The 17683-nt window shown below is 55.6% G+C and carries 18 protein-coding genes; 6 read left to right on the top strand and 12 right to left on the bottom strand.

The features are described 5' to 3' along the window. Nucleotides 1-71 precede the first annotated feature (71 nt). From VN12_RS10160 to VN12_RS10180, 5 genes are all read left to right on the top strand, one after another. The gene (locus VN12_RS10160; protein WP_146676708.1) at nucleotides 72-1940 is read left to right on the top strand and encodes a M28 family peptidase; all 1869 of its coding nucleotides are present in this window, start codon (nucleotides 72-74) and stop codon (nucleotides 1938-1940) included. Nucleotides 1941-2096: 156 nt separating this feature from the next. Next, nucleotides 2097-2780 carry an OmpH family outer membrane protein gene (locus VN12_RS10165; RefSeq protein WP_146676709.1) on the top strand — a complete coding sequence of 228 codons (684 nt, stop codon included), beginning with the start codon at nucleotides 2097-2099 and terminating at the stop codon, nucleotides 2778-2780. Nucleotides 2781-2950: 170 nt separating this feature from the next. Then, nucleotides 2951-3856, top strand: coding sequence for a UDP-3-O-acyl-N-acetylglucosamine deacetylase (lpxC, locus tag VN12_RS10170; protein WP_146676710.1), 906 nt, complete (start codon nucleotides 2951-2953; stop codon nucleotides 3854-3856). 64 nt (nucleotides 3857-3920) lie between these two features. Further along, nucleotides 3921-4757 carry an acyl-ACP--UDP-N-acetylglucosamine O-acyltransferase gene (lpxA, locus tag VN12_RS10175; protein WP_146676711.1) on the top strand — a complete coding sequence of 279 codons (837 nt, stop codon included), beginning with the start codon at nucleotides 3921-3923 and terminating at the stop codon, nucleotides 4755-4757. Nucleotides 4758-4793: 36 nt separating this feature from the next. Further along, nucleotides 4794-5852 carry a Gfo/Idh/MocA family oxidoreductase gene (locus VN12_RS10180; protein WP_146676712.1) on the top strand — a complete coding sequence of 353 codons (1059 nt, stop codon included), beginning with the start codon at nucleotides 4794-4796 and terminating at the stop codon, nucleotides 5850-5852. Between the two features lie 21 nt (nucleotides 5853-5873). Here VN12_RS10180 and VN12_RS10185 read toward each other — a convergent pair whose 3' ends face one another. The 12 genes from VN12_RS10185 to VN12_RS10240 form a co-directional block, all read right to left on the bottom strand. Further along, nucleotides 5874-7625: a hypothetical protein gene (locus VN12_RS10185; RefSeq protein ID WP_146676713.1), complete on the bottom strand. Its 1752-nt coding sequence runs from the start codon at nucleotides 7623-7625 to the stop codon at nucleotides 5874-5876. Between the two features lie 45 nt (nucleotides 7626-7670). Then, nucleotides 7671-8495 (bottom strand): 3-deoxy-8-phosphooctulonate synthase, encoded by an 825-nt coding sequence (gene kdsA / locus VN12_RS10190; RefSeq protein WP_146676714.1) that lies wholly within the window; start codon nucleotides 8493-8495, stop codon nucleotides 7671-7673. Nucleotides 8496-8659: 164 nt separating this feature from the next. Further along, nucleotides 8660-10339 (bottom strand): ribonuclease E/G, encoded by a 1680-nt coding sequence (locus tag VN12_RS10195; RefSeq protein ID WP_240491390.1) that lies wholly within the window; start codon nucleotides 10337-10339, stop codon nucleotides 8660-8662. A gap of 124 nt (nucleotides 10340-10463) precedes the next feature. Further along, entirely contained in the window at nucleotides 10464-12212 is a 1749-nt protein-coding gene (gene ptsP / locus VN12_RS10200) for a phosphoenolpyruvate--protein phosphotransferase (protein ID WP_146676715.1), read from the bottom strand. 98 nt (nucleotides 12213-12310) lie between these two features. Next, nucleotides 12311-12604, bottom strand: coding sequence for an HPr family phosphocarrier protein (locus VN12_RS10205; protein ID WP_146676716.1), 294 nt, complete (start codon nucleotides 12602-12604; stop codon nucleotides 12311-12313). Between the two features lie 5 nt (nucleotides 12605-12609). Further along, nucleotides 12610-13086 carry a PTS sugar transporter subunit IIA gene (locus VN12_RS10210; RefSeq protein WP_146676717.1) on the bottom strand — a complete coding sequence of 159 codons (477 nt, stop codon included), beginning with the start codon at nucleotides 13084-13086 and terminating at the stop codon, nucleotides 12610-12612. A gap of 131 nt (nucleotides 13087-13217) precedes the next feature. Beyond that, the gene (gene hpf, locus VN12_RS10215; RefSeq protein ID WP_146676718.1) at nucleotides 13218-13550 is read right to left on the bottom strand and encodes a ribosome hibernation-promoting factor, HPF/YfiA family; all 333 of its coding nucleotides are present in this window, start codon (nucleotides 13548-13550) and stop codon (nucleotides 13218-13220) included. Between the two features lie 123 nt (nucleotides 13551-13673). Next, entirely contained in the window at nucleotides 13674-14117 is a 444-nt protein-coding gene (locus VN12_RS10220; RefSeq protein ID WP_146676719.1) for a hypothetical protein, read from the bottom strand. Nucleotides 14118-14177: 60 nt separating this feature from the next. Beyond that, nucleotides 14178-14441 carry a hypothetical protein gene (locus tag VN12_RS10225; RefSeq protein WP_146676720.1) on the bottom strand — a complete coding sequence of 88 codons (264 nt, stop codon included), beginning with the start codon at nucleotides 14439-14441 and terminating at the stop codon, nucleotides 14178-14180. A 104-nt stretch (nucleotides 14442-14545) separates the two neighbouring features. Next, entirely contained in the window at nucleotides 14546-15121 is a 576-nt protein-coding gene (locus VN12_RS10230; protein WP_146676721.1) for an NUDIX domain-containing protein, read from the bottom strand. A 2-nt stretch (nucleotides 15122-15123) separates the two neighbouring features. Next, a complete protein-coding gene (locus VN12_RS10235) occupies nucleotides 15124-16524 on the bottom strand; it encodes an undecaprenyl-phosphate glucose phosphotransferase (protein ID WP_146676722.1) in 1401 nt (466 codons plus the stop codon). Nucleotides 16525-16583: 59 nt separating this feature from the next. Then, on the bottom strand, nucleotides 16584-16787 hold the full coding sequence (locus tag VN12_RS10240) for a hypothetical protein (protein WP_146676723.1): 204 nt from the start codon (nucleotides 16785-16787) through the stop codon (nucleotides 16584-16586). On the opposite strand from VN12_RS10240, the gene VN12_RS10245 reads away from it, so the two are divergent. Next, nucleotides 16786-17412, top strand: a complete 627-nt coding sequence (locus VN12_RS10245; RefSeq protein ID WP_146676724.1) for a glycosyltransferase family 2 protein — start codon at nucleotides 16786-16788, stop codon at nucleotides 17410-17412. The genes VN12_RS10240 and VN12_RS10245 overlap by 2 nt on opposite strands. Nucleotides 17413-17683: the final 271 nt, after the last annotated feature.

Consider the following 17683-nt stretch of genomic DNA (forward strand, 5'->3'; position numbering starts at 1 on the left):
TCCCGACTGGAGAATGGCAAGCTCGGCAGATTGCGTTGGGTTTGAGGCATCACATACAGGGAAGAGCATTTATGCATCTCGCGTCGCTTCGATCGATCCGAATTCTCGCAGCGATTTCCATCGGGATCGCGCTCGCCGCCGGAGGCTTTGTCGCGCCCCTTTCCCCCCGTGGCCACGCGAAAGAACCCTCGAGCGAGACGGTGAAAGGCTCTTTATCCAGGCTTCAAGCCGATATTGCCTACCTGGCTGCAGACGAACGCCAAGGCCGCGCAGCCGAAACAACGGGCCTTCGCGAAGCCGCGGACTTCCTGGCGGAACGGTTCTCCAAGCTTGGCCTCAAAACCGATCTCTTCGAGGGAACTCCCTTCCAGAATTTCTCCCTCGACGGTCCCCTCCAAACTCCACCCGAAAAAAATCGAATCGAGATCCGCTCCGAAAAGGAACCCTCCTATTCCTTGCAACTCGGTAGAGATTATCAGCCTCAGACCCTTGGTAAGAACGGATCCTTTGACGCCCCAGTCGTCTTCGTCGGCTACGGCATTACCTCGACCGAAGAAGTCCTCTACGACGATTACGACGGAATCGACGTGAACGGCAAAGTGGTCGTCATCCTTCGAAAGGAGCCGCAAGGGAACGACCCCAAAAGCCCATTCGATGGTACCGAGCCATCCCAGCACGCTCTTTTCACCACCAAAGAAATCAACGCGGCTAAGCACGGTGCCGCCGCCGTCATTCTCGTCAACGACGCAGCGAGCGATCGCGATGCCCCCGACTCGATCTTCCCCCTCGGAACAGGTGGAGGATTGATCAAAGACCAAGTCCCCACGCTGTTCATGAAACGCTCCTTCCTCGCAAAGTGGTTTTCCCAAGCAGGCAAATCGCTCGAAGAGACGGAAAAGGGGATCGACCAAGACCTAAAACCCCGCTCCTTCGCCTTCCCAGACCTGAACATCTCCGGCGAAGTCGCCATCGAAAAGGCAAAGATCCCATCCTTCAATGTGCTCGGACTCCTTCCCGGGCAAGGCGATTTGGCGGACGAATACATCGTCATCGGTGCCCATTACGACCATGTTGGCATGGGCGGGCCCGGCTCTCTCGCACCAGGGACCATCGCCGTGCACAACGGCGCTGACGACAACGCTTCCGGAACTGTCGCGCTGCTCGAGACTGCGCTGCGGATGAAGAACGCTTACGATCAAGCCGGAGACCGACCTCGGCGCAACATTTTGTTCATCGGTTTTTCAGGTGAAGAACGCGGACTTCTGGGGAGCATCTACTACTGCAATCATCCACGCTTCGCATTGGAGAAGACCGTTGCCATGCTGAATATGGATATGGTCGGACGACTGCAAAACGACGAACTCACCATCTACGGAACTGGAACCGCAGTGGAGTTCGATGCCATGATCACGAAAACCAACGAATCGCTAGCTTTCCGGTTGGAGAAATTGCCGGAAGGAATGGGACCGAGCGACCACCAATCCTTCTTTATGAAAAACATTCCAGTTCTTCACTTTTTCACCGGACTTCATGACGACTACCACCGACCAACTGATGATTTCGACAAAATCAACCTCATCGGAATCGATCGCATAACCGATATGGTTTCACAATTGGCAGAAGAGATCGCGTTCAACCCGGCCAAACCCTCCTTCGTGAAGGTGCGTGGCAGTGCGAATCCCCAAGCTAACCGCCAACGAGGCATTCGACTCGGCGTCCGTTTGAATGAAACCTTGGTCGAAAGAATTCTTCCCGGCTCACTGGCTGAAAAAGCTAGCATTCGCGAGGGAGATCGACTGATCCGGATTGGCGACACACCTGTCGCGGAGCGAGCAGATGTCGACCGCGCCCTGCGATCGCTCGCACGCGGAAAAGAAACGGTCATCGAGGTAGATCGGAGTGGCGAGAAAGTTCAGTTGAAAGTGACTGTTCCCGAATAGATCGCTATTTACGCCATTTGTAACAATTGTCAGAATCGCGGGTGGACTGGGTAAATCATAGTGACCCTAACATCCGCACCGGCGATCGACGGATCGATTGTCGTTTGAAAAAACGTTAGTGAACATTCACAACCACTTAGCAAGGAGTGCTCGAAAGTGCATTTTCGAATTTCTCTCGCGACCGTCGCTCTGATGGGGATTTGCTCAGCCTCCGCAATGGCACAAGCACCCGCCGCGAACGTTCCGCCCTCCCAACCTCCGAAGACGGGCGCATGCTCGGTAGCCTTGGTCGATGTCGGCTTCCTCTTGAAAAATCATCCCACGATGACTGCGGAGTTGGACAAGATCAAAGCGGAGATGCAAGCAGCCCAAGACCAAATCGAAGCTCGCCGCAAAGAACTTCTTACCCAAAGCGAAGCGATTGGCAAGAACCTCGAATCCTCAAGCCCCGAATTCAAGCAAAAGCAAGAAGAACTGCTCAACGCCGAAAGCAAGCTTCGCGTCGACTTCATGGGCAAAGAAAAGGAATTTGCAGAAAAGCAAGCTGGCGTGGTTTACAAGTCCTATCAAGACATCACCACGGCGATCAGCACAGTTGCCGGTGCATACAAATACGATCTGGTTTTGCGATTTAGCAAAGAACAAAACGAAATGGACTACAAGAAGCCACGCACTGTGGACTTCGGAATCCAACGCGATGTGATTTACCAAGCACCAGGAATGGATGTAACCGACTACGTTTTGTACGTTCTGCGTACCAATGTCCAGGCGTCCGCGGGCACCGCCAAACCTGCTGTACCTCAAACCGCGAGCCGACCCGGTGTCGGACCGCAACGGTAGTCTTCCGTCGCGTAAAGACCGTCGAATGGACTCCATCGTTCGACGGATAGGACCTGCTGCAGGAGTTCCATCCTGTAGCGTCCAATCAAGCCCATTGCGAGCAACAAGATGTCGCTCTGCTTTCCAAACAAGTCGTTACCCCTAAGGTTCGAAACGGATTTCGGCCTCGCATGCAGCCACTACGATTCCAACAAACAATTGAGCACGTCACCCGCGTCAGCGGGCGTGGCTATTGGTCCGGACGTGCCAATACGTTGACCTTCCAGCCGGCACCGGCAGGAACGGGAATCGTCTTTCGGCGTAATGACTTGCCGGGCCATCCGACGATCGAAGCCCATGCAGCCCGCCGTCGCGAAACCCAATTGCGAACCACGCTCGAGCAATCCGGCGCGCACGTTGAAATGGTCGAGCACGTGCTCGCCGCACTCTACGCGCTCGACATCGACAATTGCATCGTCGAGTGCGACGCTCCCGAAATGCCTGGCATGGACGGCAGTTCGCTCGCCTTTGCCCTGGCGATCGAACAAGCGGGTGTGCGATGCCAATTCGAGCCCACCCACTCGGTGGTGATCGAAGAGACTATCAAACTCGGGGATGATCAGCAGTGGATCATGGCGATCCCATCTGCAGATCCCGGAATGACCATCCGCTACGAATTGGACTACGGCCACTCGAGCAGCATTCCCAAATCCGAATCGACCCTCCCGGTCGACCGATCTACCTTCACTCGGCACATCGCCCCCGCGCGAACGTTCCTCGAGGAGCATGAAGCCAAGATGCTTCAAACAAAGGGGATCGCCTCCCACGTTACTTATCAAGACCTTGTTGTCTTCGGTTCCGACGGGCCGATCGATAATTCGCTTCGCTTCGACGACGAATGCTCGCGCCACAAATTGCTGGACGTGGTCGGCGATTTGGCCCTTTGCGGGTGGAGAATCCAAGGAAAAGTCATCGCGCATCGGAGCGGACACCGATTGAACGGCATGCTCGCCGCAGCATTGTTCGAGACGGGACGCGCTCAACAGTTCCAATCGTCCCTAAATCATAAAACTCATGTCGCGAGGAACGCAGCTTGATCCGCCTTCCAACGCATCATCACGTTTTTCGCACTAGATTGACGCTTAGTCTGGGAAGTGAACCATGCCAACAATCATAGCCCACACCGCTGTGGTAGATCCTCGCGCCGAACTCGATGACGATGTTCGCATCGGACATCATTGTGTCATCGGCGCCAATGCCAAGATCGGGCGTGGCACACGTCTCGAAAACAATGTCACGATCACCGGTCATTCCACCATTGGCCGAGACAACCGCTTCTTTCCCGGATGCGTGATCGGCGGCGAACCTCAGGATTTGTCCTACCAAGGATCGCCGACGCAAGTCATCATCGGAGACGGCAATGTCTTCCGCGAATGCGTCACCGTGAATCGCGGTACTGAGAAAGATGAAGGAATCACTCGCATCGGCCACAACTGCTATCTGATGGCCAACTCGCACATTGCCCACGATTGCTTGGTCGAGGATCGTGTTATCATGGCCAATACGGTCATGCTGGGCGGGCATGTGAAGGTCGAGCACGATGCTACCCTGAGCGGCGGAGTCGCGGTGCATCATTTTGCTTCGATCGGCTGTTACGCCTTTGTCAGCGGGCTGTCTCGAGTCCTACAAGACATTCCCCCTTTCATGCTCGCAGAAGGATTCCCGGCGCGACCTCGTTGTGTCAACGTCGTCGCCCTGAAGCGAAAGAACTTTTCGACCGCGTCCATTCGCGCCATTAGCGAAGCGCACAAGCTGCTTTACCGATCCAAAGTCGGTGTCAAGCATGCTCGTGAAATCCTGCAAGGCGATGGTGGGTTGATGCCCGAACTGGAAACTCTCTTCGCCTTCATCGACGAGTCCAACTTGGGCAAGCATGGTCGCGGACGGGACCGTCGAAGCTCCTCGAGCTCGGGCGGCGCGAGCGCTGCCGCTGCATAGTTTCTGCTGAACCACCTCTAACGAATTCCACTCCAAATGAGTATCGCAGGGAAGCTACCACGTATCGCTGTTATCGGTGGCGGTCACCTCGGACGGATCCACGCGAAGCTCCTCGCGACGAACGACCAATGTCACTTCGTTGCAGTCGCCGATCCATCCGCAGCTTCCCGAGAACTGGTTCAATCGACGTTGAAACTGCCCACAGTGGAAGATTACCGCGATCTCGAACACCATATCGATGGCGCGGTCATCGCAGCTCCCACGTTTCTGCACCATGAAATCGGTCGTTGGTGCCTGGAACGGGGTGTCCATGTGTTCATGGAAAAACCGATCGCAGCTTCGACCGAACAAGCCCATGAACTGGTGGTCTTGGCTTACGAAAACCATGCCACGCTACAAGTCGGACATGTCGAACGATTCAATCCCGCTTGGAAAGCCGTTTGCTCCACCACCCGAAGTGAGTCGGTGCGTTACATCGAAGCCGTGCGCGAAGGAGTCTACTCAGGACGCAGTACCGATATCGGTATCGTGATGGATCTCATGATCCATGACATCGATCTGATCCTCAGCCTGATCCAATCGCCTGTCGAACAAGTCCAAGCGTACGGATGGCAAGTGCTCGGACAGCACGAGGACTTTGCCGTCGCGCAACTCCGGTTCCGCAATGGCGCCATGGCGCAACTCCGCGCTTCGCGAATCGCAGAGTCGCCCAAGCGGGCAATGAGCCTCTACAGTGAGGATGGCGTCCAACACATCGACTTCGGTTCCAGCCATATCATTGCGATCGAAGCTCGAGACGAAGTGAAACGGGGAGAACGACTCGCCGATGCGCTCCCTCCCGATGCGCGATCCAAGGTGAAGGATGAGCTCTTCGAATCCTGGTTGCATCGGACCGAAATCCAACCCGCTGCTCACAACGCGATCGGACTTGAGCATTCAGAGTTCATCCAATCGATGCGCACCGGTGAGCCGGTTACCGTCTCCGGCCACGCCGGCACGGCCGCCCTCAGCGTCGCTCGTGAAATCCTCGACGCAATGGAGAGGAACAAACAGTCCGCTTCTCTGTCCCCATCCCCGATCCGGATCGCGGCCTAAGCCATCCACGGCCAACGGAACCTACTCTTCGCCCAACTCCGCGGAGAATTTCTGTCGTAGCTTGCGAATGCGAATGCGATTCCCAGCCGCCTGAGGCGACGCCTCGAATTTATATTCTGCTTCGGCCTGCTTCGGTTGCCCGGTTCGCTCGTACATGCGACCTAGCAAGTAGTGGGCATGGGCATGCCACTTCTGCGTTCCTTCGACATCGAGCGTTCGCTTCTGCAACCAGTCGATCGCAGTCTCCGGTTTGTTCAAATCGCCATTTGCCATGGCGGCAAAGATCCCGATATCGAACTTGGATCGACGAAAGAAACCCTGCGCTTGGAGCAACCGCATCTCAAATCGTTCGATCGGCTCGTAGGGGCTACGGACGATTCCAAGCTCTTGCTGGATCGCTCGATCGGTCATCAATTCTTTCAGCGTTTGCTCGTCGACGCGAAAGTCCATGTAAGTCCGCAGCGCACCATCCGCTTCCACCGTGCTTTCAAATTGCCCATTGAAATGCAATTGCCGCGCGCGACTGATGGGAGTGTCCATAATGAACACACCATGCTGATCCATATACTGCATCGAAAATGGCGATTGCTCGTCCAATCTTTGGCGCAGCGAGATGTTATAAACGTGACTCAGCCACGGGACATTCCAGAGCCGAATGGAAAGCGTTTCATCCAGCTTTTGAATTCGCTGTTCCAAGGCATCGGCATCCATGCTGATCCGAATTCGATTATCACCCGCGAGAGAACGTTGGAGCGTGAACATCGAACGAAAAACAGCGAACGGTTCGCAGTCGATCATCGCAATCAGCTTGCTCAAGTCCGCTTGCTCTACGGGATATTCGAAGAACCCCGCGATCTTCGCGCGTCGCAAAACCTGCGGATTGCTTTTGGCTTCTCGAAGGGTCGCAATCCCATCCCCCGACTGACTGGGAATGGGCATTCCCCACTGCGGTTCGAATAGGTAGAGCTCCTCGCCGATCGGTACCCCGATGCACCAGGGTCTCACCGAGGCGTTCTCGACGGCGCCAGAAGGACTGGGCAACGCCAGCACCACACAATCGATTCCCTGCGAAAAAAGCAACTGCGTGAACACCCGCCCCCGCTGCCAGCGATCCCCGCGAGCGAACATCATTGTCTGCCACGGCAGCTGCCGATAGATCAGCGCGTTGTCCGAGATGGGAAGATCCGGATTCGTCAGCAATTGCTCGACGTCTTTGGGTGCACCCTCCATCGCCACATTGCAAATCGTCCAATCAAAGAGCTTGAGTGCCGTCTCCAACCGCAGCCCTTCTTCCGGTGGGAGTGTCTTTTGCTGGGCCGCGAGCCAGTCCAGGAAAAGGCCGTCCCGGTACGGCTGCTCGAGAACCCACCGGGCGACTTGGCTGAGCATCTGGCACTGCAGCAAGTATTCGCATTCCGGTTCGCCGAATTCGATGTCCTTCATCCGTTTCGAAAAGTCGATCGTGAGAAGGCTGGGAGCAATTGAATTGAGCAACTCCGGAGACTTCCATTCCGGAGGATTCTGAATGCTCTTGGACCACGTGTTGAGTTGGTAGCGAATCTCCTTCAGCGCAGCGATTCGATCCAGTCGAATCAATTGAGGCAGGTATCGAAAGGCTTCGCGAATCGTATCCTTCCGTTCCTGCGACAATGTCTTAGCCGCCTGAATCTGCTGCAGCTCTCGCTGATTCTTGTTTTCACATCCAGTTATGAGCAGGGATGCGACCGCCAGACATCCCGCGAAAACAGAGTTTGTTACGAATCGTCGTGTCATAAGCTTAGGAGCGGCGAGGATGAGAAGGTGTGGCGGAACTGCGTATTACGTTAACCAAGGTTTCGTGGTTCGCCAAATGGTATGGACCCGACCCAGCACCCCTTCGAAGGCGTCGAGCGGGACCATATTAGGGCCATCGCTAGGGCTTTGACTCGGATCGGGATGCGTTTCAAAAAAGAGGCCGTCGACCCCAACCGCAGCCGCCGCACGGGCCAATGGCTCCACCATCGCTCGATTTCCACCGGTCGCTCCTCCGAGCCCACCTGGCTGTTGCACCGAATGGGTGGCGTCGAAAAGGACCGGAACGCCCAGTGCACGCATCGCCGGGAGTCCTGTCATATCATTGACCAACCGGCCATAGCCAAAAAACGTTCCACGCTCGCAAAGCGCCAGGCCCGGCGCGCCACTGCTCAAGGCCTTCTCCACGACGTATTGCATGTCCGAGGGTGCCATGAACTGCCCCTTCTTGACGTTGAGCGGGCGACCGGTAGCCGAGCAAGCCACGATGAGGTCGGTCTGCCTGGCGAGAAACGCCGGGATCTGAAGCAGATCGCAAACCTCCGCGACCCCGGCTGCTTGATCGGGCAAATGTACGTCCGTGGTGACGGGGCAACCGATCCGGTCCTTCACCCTCGCGAGGATTTCCAACCCCGCATCGATCCCCGGTCCTCGATCCGCCTTGGCGCTGGTTCGATTCGCTTTGTCAAACGAACCCTTAAAGACGTATGCAATATCCATCGCGTCGCACATCGCCTGCACTTGCTCTGCGATCTGCAGACACAGATCGAGCGATTGCAGGACGCATGGACCTGCGATCAGCAACATGCGATCGGAGGGGATTGTATGGTGGCCGATCGTGAAGCACTTCATCGTTTGTCACCCTTCCTGGCAGCGGAATTCATGGGTCTCCCTACAATAGAAAAAGGTCGCAAGATGATCTCCTGCGACCCTGTCAGCCTATAACCGAATGCGAGCGCGCGAAGGACTGATGGGTCAGCCGATCGCTGCCTGCAGTGGACAGCCGGTTGCCGACCCTACGCCCGTTCGCTTAAGAACGGCAGTGGGATCAAGGTCCCGTCTCTATCGCGACACTCGAGATCCAGATGCTCGGGGAACAATGTATCGCTACCGAGAATCAAGATATTCACGCCGGTCGATTCCTCGAGCTTGATCAAGTCTCTACGCTTCCGGTTGTTGAGATACGCGGCAACGTTCTCACTGACTTTGACGACCACCCGGGCAGCATTCGACATCTGGCAAGCCATCATGATCAACCGAGTTACTTCGATCGACATGCTTTCGGCTGTCTTCACCAGCGATCGGCCTCGGCAGCAAGGACAATCCTCGTAAACGCTTCGCTTGAAACTGGGGCGAATACGTTGCCGTGTCATCTCGATCAATCCAAACGGACTGGTGCGTAGGATCTTGGTCCTCGCTCGATCGCGTTTCATCGCGTCGCGCAACGTCTTCTCCACTTTGCGCCGATGGCTTTCTCTTCGCATATCGATGAAGTCATTGACGATGACCCCCCCCAAGTCGCGGAGACGCAACTGTCTCGCGATTTCCTTGGCAGCCGCGACGTTGAGGTGGTACGCGTTTTCCTCCGCGTTCTCCTCTCCTCCACGGAAATTACCGCTGTTCACGTCGACCGCGACGAGCGCTTCGGTTTGGTCGATCACGATCGAGCCACCACCCTTGAGCGGAACCACACGCTGGTGGATCCGAGCGATCTCCTGCTCCAATTTGTAATGGTGGAAGAGAGGTTCTTTGCGATCGTACTTCTGAAGACGATCGGCAAAGCGGGGCATGACAAGCTCCAGAAACTCTTTGGCTCGGTTGTACGCGTTTTCTTCGTCGATGATCAATGTGTCGATGTCATCGGTGAAGGTATCGCGAATCGTTCGGATCATGATGTCGCTTTCTTCGTAGACATCGCAGGGAGCTGGCGTGCTCTTGATCCGCTTGACAATCACCTTCCACAATCGGAGGAGGTACGCAACGTCTCGGGACAATTCTTTGCGAGTCCGTTCTTGGCCGGCGGTGCGTACGATGAAGCCGACCCCCTTGGGGAGTTGCAGTTCGAGCATCATGCTTCGCAGCTTGCGTCGCTCGTCTTCGTCTTCGATCTTGCGGCTGACGCCGACTCGCCCGAGGGCGGGCATCAGAACGAGATAACGGCCTGGGATACTGATGTAGGTCGAGAGAGTAGGGCCTTTGGTGCCGATCCCCTCTTTGATGACTTGCACCAGAACCTCGTCACCTCGTTTGAAGATTTCTTGGATCGGCGGCTTGAACCGAGGTCGACCGCTGCGGAGTTTTCCGCCGCGCTGTCGCGAATGACGTCCGTTCCGTTTTCCTTGTTCGGACGATTCTTCTTCGGCTTCTTCGTCCTGTTCATCGTCCACGCCCGGATAATGGCCATCCATGATCTCATCGGGATCGTAGCCAGCTTGGCGGAAGTATTGCGGTTCGATATCGCTGATATGGAGGAATCCGTTGCGTCCGACGCCGAAGTCGACGAAGGCAGCTTGGATGCTCGGTTCGATATTGACGATTTTCCCTTTGTAGATGTTCCCTACCCAATTGTTTTGGCTGGTCCGTTCGGTGTAGAGTTCTTCCAGAACTCCGTCTTCCAGCAGGGCAATGCGGCACTCCTCCATTTGGGAGACATTGATCAGCATTTCCTTTTTCATCGAGGCTTGGTTCCTTTCCATCGCTTCGTCCTTGAAAAGAGCATCGCGAGTGTATCCAGTTGGATTCTTGTCCTCGGCGTCTTGTCGATCGCTTATGGAGGAGCGACATCGAAGCGTCAAATTTCAAATGGTTGTACTTGGATCGTTAGGCTTGCAAAACGATTTCGGGCACGAGCCCGGCTAATTGATTCATTAAGAAAGCGTCTACTTCGCGCGCCGTGGAGAGACGCAATGCTCTCCATGCCATCGCTTCGCATTGCCCGATCGTCACCGATCGGATCGCTTTCTTGAGGATGGGAATCGCCGCAGGGGCGATGCTCAACGTGCGAATTCCCATTCCGGCGAGGAGCAGTGCGTAAGCAGGGTTATTGCTCATTTCACCGCAAACACTCGTCGATTTATGGTTCTCGGATGCGATTTGCTGCGTTCGCTGAATCAGTCGAAGCACGGCGGGATCGCATGCTTGGTAGAGGTCTGCAACCGATTCATTGCTTCGATCTACCGCGAGGGTGTACTGGGTCAAGTCATTGGTTCCGATGCTGACAAAGTCGATCTCTTCGATGAACCGGTCCAACATCAGTACTGCCGCTGGGACTTCGACCATCATCCCGACTTGCACGGCACAAGGGATATAGTCGCCTTCGGACGCTAAGTCCTCGGCGACCGAACGCAACAGAAAGCGAGCGCTTCGCAATTCATCGAGCGTCGTGATCATGGGAAACATGACTCGCACGTCTCCCAAACAAGCAGCCCGAAGAATCGCCCTGGCCTGAATCCGGAAGAGGGCTGGATTTCGAAGGCTCAAACGAATGCTTCGCAATCCCAAGAACGGATTGTTCTCGGGCTCTGTCAAATGAGTCATCCCCATCTTGTCCGCACCCAGGTCGAGGGTGCGAATGACGACGGGACGATTTTGCATATCGCGCACGACGCGTGCATACGCTTGGTAATGCTCCTCTTCACTCGGTTCATTGGAGTGCCCCAAGTAGAGGAACTCGGTTCGATAGAGACCCACCCCATCGGCGCCGCGCGCGATGCACGCTGCTGCCTCATGAGGGAACTCCACGTTCGCCATCAACTCAATACGCACTCCATCGCTGGTGCTGGCGGGCAAGTCTCGGATTTCTTCCAACTGGGTCGCGATCGACTGCCGAAACAACCGTCGTTCGAGATACCGATCGCGGGTCGAGGCATCGGGCGACACGATGATGCGTCCCAAGTGCCCATCAATGATGACTTCATCGCCGCTTCGAATGTTGTGCAGGAAATTGCCTACCCCGACGACCGCGGGAATTTCCATCCCTCGCGCCACGATCGCCGTATGCCCCCCTGGCCCCCCCGCCTCGGTGCAAATACCAAGAACTTTAGAGCGATCGAAGGCTGCCGTTTCCCCTGGAGTCAAGTCGTGACTGACGACGATCGCCTCGTGCGGCAACTGCGTTAAGGTGGCCATCGGCTGACCCGTCAAATGCTCCAACAAAAGACGCTCGACATCCCGCACGTCATTGGCGCGCTCGGCGAGAAAACTGCTGGGAGATTTGCGAAAGGCAGCCGCGTACCGAGTGAAAACCTCGCTCACTGCATATTCGGCGGAGTAAGACTTCTTCCGAATGAGATTCTCCAGCTCCGATTGGAGGTGAGGATCGAGAAGAATCTGCTGCTGGGCCGAGAAAATTCCGCCGAGATGATCGCCCAAGGTCGCGGCGGTCGACAGCTGATTGGATTCCAATTTGGTCTTGGCCACCCGGACCGCTTCGATGAGACGATTCCATTCGGACTCGTACTCCCCTGGCTTCACCAAGCATCGGGTGATGCGATATCCCTCTCGGTCGAAAACCAACGCACGCCCGAAGGCAACGCCAGGCGATACAGCGATACCTTGCAGTTCAAGCATTCTGTGCCGCTCGTGTGTTGGAATGGACCAAGAGAAAAGTCATTTCTCGCAGACGCAACGCCTTATCGCATGGATGGTTTCAGGACCGACGAAGCACATTAGCCTGGTGCAGCAGATGGTTCGTCGAATTGGGATTCAAAGAGATGACTGATCGCCTGCACGGCTTGATCCGCATCGGGCCCCTGAGCACGCAGAATCAACTCGCTACCCTGCGTTGCTGCCAACGTGAGAAGACTGAGAATGCTCCGGCAGTCCGCGACTTGCCCAGCCCGCTCCAGCTCGATTTGACACTGAAAGGAAGCCGCCGTGCGCACCAGTTTATCCGCAGGACGCATATGCAGCCCTTCGGGGTTTTTAACAACTACTACGCAATGTTGAATCGCCGCACTCATGGCTATCAAGTACCGAACTGGTTACTGTCCGCCTCTTCGAGCAACTGAAGAATGTCTTCAGGTCTCTTCGATTGACGAAGAAACCGACAAAAGGTGTCATCGCGCAATTGACGCGAGATGTTCTCGAGAGCTCGCAAGTGATCTCCAGGACGATCCGGAGGGGAAACGAGCAAAAAGAACAAGGATGCGTCGTGGCCATCGAGCGACTCGAAGTCGAGACCGGTCTCGCTGACACCGACCGTCCCAACCAACTTCTCCACACTGGCATGCTTCGTGTGAGGGACGGCCACGCCGCGACCGATCCCAGTGCTCCCCAACTCCTCGCGCTTCATGATCGCTTTGACGATATCGCCTCGATCCGCTTCTTTGATCTCACCCGCTTCGACCAACGCGTCGACCAACTCGGAGATCACCCCTTCTTTGCTTGTCGCCGAGAGCTGAGCCCGAATGGCCTTGGGGGAAATAAATGCAGAAAACTTCATGGACCTAGAAATCCTTCAATCGCTCACACAACTCCGAAGGGAGCTGGCCAAAAATACGAAACTATAAATATTCCAACCGCGAGGCATCGCCAATCGGCTTTCCTCGCGACCGGGGATCGAACGAGCTGGTGTTAGACGGTCTCGCCATTGGAGTGCTTGACTCCAGTGGCTTTGTGCTCCGTCACCTTTTCTTTGTGTTTCCGAATTTGCTGTTCCACCTTGCCAATCGTCAAGTCCAAAGCGGCCAAAATCGTTTGAGATTGTGCGGAAGCGACGAAATCAGGTGCATGTTCTGCGGAAACGTTGATTTCGACCGACGGCTTGTCCAAATGCTCCAAGTCGACGGTGACTTCGATCGCGTTGATGCGGTCGAAGAGGCGCCGAACCTTCTCCACCTTCTCGACAATGATCGCTTGATCTTCTGCTTTGAGGTGACCATGACGAGCGGAAACGTTGACTTGCACGGGGAAACTCCGATGGGCTCGAGCAATAAGAGGACAAAGGCTGCCGAGCACTCACCCTAAGGTCTATGCCCGAACGGCCGAATTGTAACCCTTTTGCATGCACCTAACAAATCCCCGTACAGACTACCCTTCCGTCGAATGAAAAAAACTAATGCCACAGTCCGAGGCGGTCGCCGTTTTCCGCCCCGCGACAATCCACTCCCATACCGCTAATGGCAAAATCACCGCAATTTCCAATCCGAAATACCCCACGCCCTCCCACGTGACGTCGCTCCGGTAAATCACCAACAGCACAACCGCCATGAAGCAGTAAAGGAGGTTCGCGCCGGAAATAACACGTAGCCCAACACGGGCCTCAATAACCCCCAGGAGCGAAACCATATCCCAGATTGCGAATCCCAACGCAGCCAATGACATCGCAGTCAGGATCCCAATCGGCAGCCCCGTCTTCCATCGCTCGGCGCCGAGCAAAAAGTAGGTTGCCAAAGACGTGTTCAACGCCCCCACAGCATCCAAAACCAAAAGCCCCCGCGGTCGGTGAAGGAGGGCACACAGAAACGAGGTCATGGATTCCTTCCTCTCGATTTCGATCCCCAAAGGATGCCTCGCGTCGATCGATCCAATGGACTATTCGGCCTTCGGCTTGGTCAGCGTGTTCTGCAACTCTTGAAGCCGAACACTTTGACCCTCGACGGCCGTCTTGAGTTCGCGGATTTCCGTTCGCAACCCTTCGATCTCTCGCTCCAAATCTCCCGTCTTGCTCCGACTGAATATCAAGACGATCAATGCGATTAGAATCAACGTGCCGCAGCCGAGATTCACTTCTTGCCCCTCCGCGAGACGCATCTTCGCCGAGGATTCCGGTGGGTTCAGACTAGATTCCGATTCCATCGCCATCATGGATCCCTTTGCGCCTTCAGAATCGATTGCTGGAAACCAGCGAGCATCCTACCAATTGGTTGCCTACGACGCGAGATTCCAGTCGACGCTCCGAATCAACCTGCTGGGATCGCTCCTGAATTTCGCAACATCGCCATTTTTAAAATGGCCGTGCAAGTCGGACCGTGGGTGATCTCGCTCTCCATCACCATCTGAATTCCTCGCTCCAACGAGACTTGAATTCGCTGGATTTGCTCGGTACCCTCCGGTGAAGCCTCCACCATTCGGAGCTCCGTCGCGCAAAAAAGCTGCGTCGGGGAGGACAAGGCGGATGTCAAAGGATCCACCCAGCCCAAGTGCTGCAATCGCTCGGCTTGCACTCCCACTTCTTCTTGAAGCTCCCGCAATGCGGCCTCCTCGGCCGACTCCCCGTCTTCGATCCCACCACTAATCCCTTCGATCGTGTCCCGACCGACGGCGTAATGGAATTCTTGGGTCAAGTAAATCGAGCCATCGCGATCCATGGGTATCACACACACACCCGGCTTGATACGGACCGTGGAATAAGTCCCCAGCAACCCGTCGGGGCGTATAACGTCGTCCTTGCGCACGGACATCCAAGGATCCTGGTAAACAGCATGCCGTGCAATGATTTGCCAAGGCCCGTGTTGGTCGCGTGGGTGCAACGACATGTTCAATAAGCATCCTGTCGCAGTACGACTCGAAAAGTTTTTAAGATCAATTTGATGTCCAGCCAAAGTGACCACTCGCGAATGTAGCGGTGATCCAACGCGATGCGAGCCTCCATCTTTTCAATGGTGTCGGTCTCTCCGCGACTCCCTTCGACCTGCGCCAAGCCGGTGATTCCTGGCTTGACCTTGTGTCGCATCATATAGCCGCGAATCAGCTTTCTGTAGTGCTCATTGTGCGCATTGGCGTGGGGTCTAGGCCCGACCAAAGACATCGAGCCATCGATCACATTGAATAACTGTGGCAATTCGTCGAGCGACGTGCGTCGCAGGATGCGACCGACCGGAGTGACACGAGGGTCATCTTTCGTCGCCTGCTTCACCACCGAACCGTTGTCACAAGTAAACATCGATCGAAACTTCCACACCAGTATTTCCTTGCCATCCAGACCGTACCGCTTCTGACGAAAGAAGACAGGCCCCTGGGAGGTAAAGCGAACCAGCAAGGCACAGATCAAGAGAATGGGAGAAATCAGAATGACACCGATCAAACTCACACTCAAATCGAGCGCTCGCTTGACCCACCCGTCTACCCCATACATGGGGGTCTCAAAAACACTGACTACGGGCAATCCGCCGACTTGGGTCCAGCGCGAGTGGAGCAATTCGAAAACAAAAAAGTCGGGCACGATATAGACCGACGCAGTGGTGTTTCCAAAGACATCGAGCAGATCTTGAATCCGTTTCTCGGCGCGCATGGGCAATGCAATCAACACGACATCGATTTCGCCACGCTGGGTACTCGCCATCAATTCGGCTGTCGTACCGCAATAGTCGGGCAAATCCTGCTCGTGGTCTTGCCGTCGCTCCGCACCCCGATCGTCATAGAAACCTACGATCCGCAATCCGCTATCAGCCGATCGTATGGCATTGCGCGCAATGTCATATCCCAATCGATTCGCCCCGATGATGGCTGTCCGCCGAACGCCAACTCCGAGTTTACACAAATACTCCATGGCTGCTCGCACGACCATATGGCTGCACAGCAACAGAAGACCCCCGACAAAGAACCAAGCAACCATGCTGGAACGAGCAAAGGTGTCGATCTGCTTGGTGAAGACGCCAACCAATAGGATGGAGACGAACGTGATAATCCATGCGATGGTCCCTAACGCCACTTCGCTGTTTGCGGACTGACCACCGCTCCGGCGATAGTAACCGCATAACTCGCCGATCACGAACAAGGCGATGCACGATACCAGACTGACAATCGCCGTGAGCTCATTGATCGGTTTGTTTGTCAGCCACTGAACCAATGGCAGGGAGATGCAAAGAAGAATCGAGTCCAGCATGTGGAGCAGAACCGGGACAAACGACCGGGTAGGGCGAATGGCAAATGCACTCATAACAACGTCTCGCGTAAGGGGCTGATAGCTGTGCGATGGGCGACGATCGCTACTATCTGTTAGGTCGCAGCCCCGAACACGCATCTCCATTTCTCGGTTTCCGGAGGTGGGCCTGCAGAACAAACCGGGACAATTGCTACATCCGGCATAAACAGAATTCCTTCGCGGCCCTTCCACTTGCGAATGCTTTCAATCCGATGATCCGACGAGTCGCCGCACCCGGTTCCCCCGTCGCCATCCCTCTTGAGAATTGATAGTTGCATGAGAGACTCTCTGAGCATCATTTTCCCAGTCAAAGATCGTCAGAGTGAAATCCAATCCCAGATCGAGCGACTTCTGGAATGGCTATGCGAACTGAGCCGAGACGTGCAATTGATCGCCGTCGACGACGCATCGACCGACGCTACCCCCGAGATCCTGGACGAATTGCGTCGGCGCTACCCGCAACTGGAAGTGGTGCGAAAGCAATCGGTCGTCGGGCCGGTGCAAGGGTCCGAATCGGTCCTGCACCGAGCTCGCGGCGAATTCATCTTCCTCCACCAATCGTACGAGCCGATCGACCTCGAAGAGGTTTTGCACCTTTGGAAGCTGCGCAAAGACGAACAACTTGTCATCGCGAGAGCCGCGACGCGCGTGCGACGCGTCGACCAACAACTCCTTCAACGACTGCACGATTGGGGCAAACGGCTGGAAGACAATTGGCCCCAAACACGAACCGTGTCCGGCGGCCTCCAAATGATGAGGCGGGATGGTGTCAAAGGTCTCTCCGAAATACGGGATTCACTCGAGGATCTCGAGGTTACCCACCAGTCCCACCGGCGTATCTCGGGCCCGAAATTTATCCAACCCTCTGGCGATTCAGTGGCGAAGACGATCAAGGCCCCGTAACATCGCCTTACACCGCCGCAACGGGACGTTCTGCCGTTTTGCGGCAATGACAATGCGGAACGCCACCGATTTCCTCGGAGGCAACATTCGAAAAACCTTGGGATTTCGCTCCGGAATGCCTGAGGTTTTCGGGCTTGTTCCGTTGATCAAACGACATCGCTAGACCTATAATCAGGCGGTCGAGCGGTTCGCTCTACTCTCTCTTCTTACCTCCCCTCCCATCGTCCATCTGCTGGCGTTCAGTCGCTTTGCTCCATTCGCTCCCCGAGTG

It is taken from the genome of Pirellula sp. SH-Sr6A (genome assembly GCF_001610875.1).
Lineage (GTDB): Bacteria > Planctomycetota > Planctomycetia > Pirellulales > Pirellulaceae > JBKCUI01.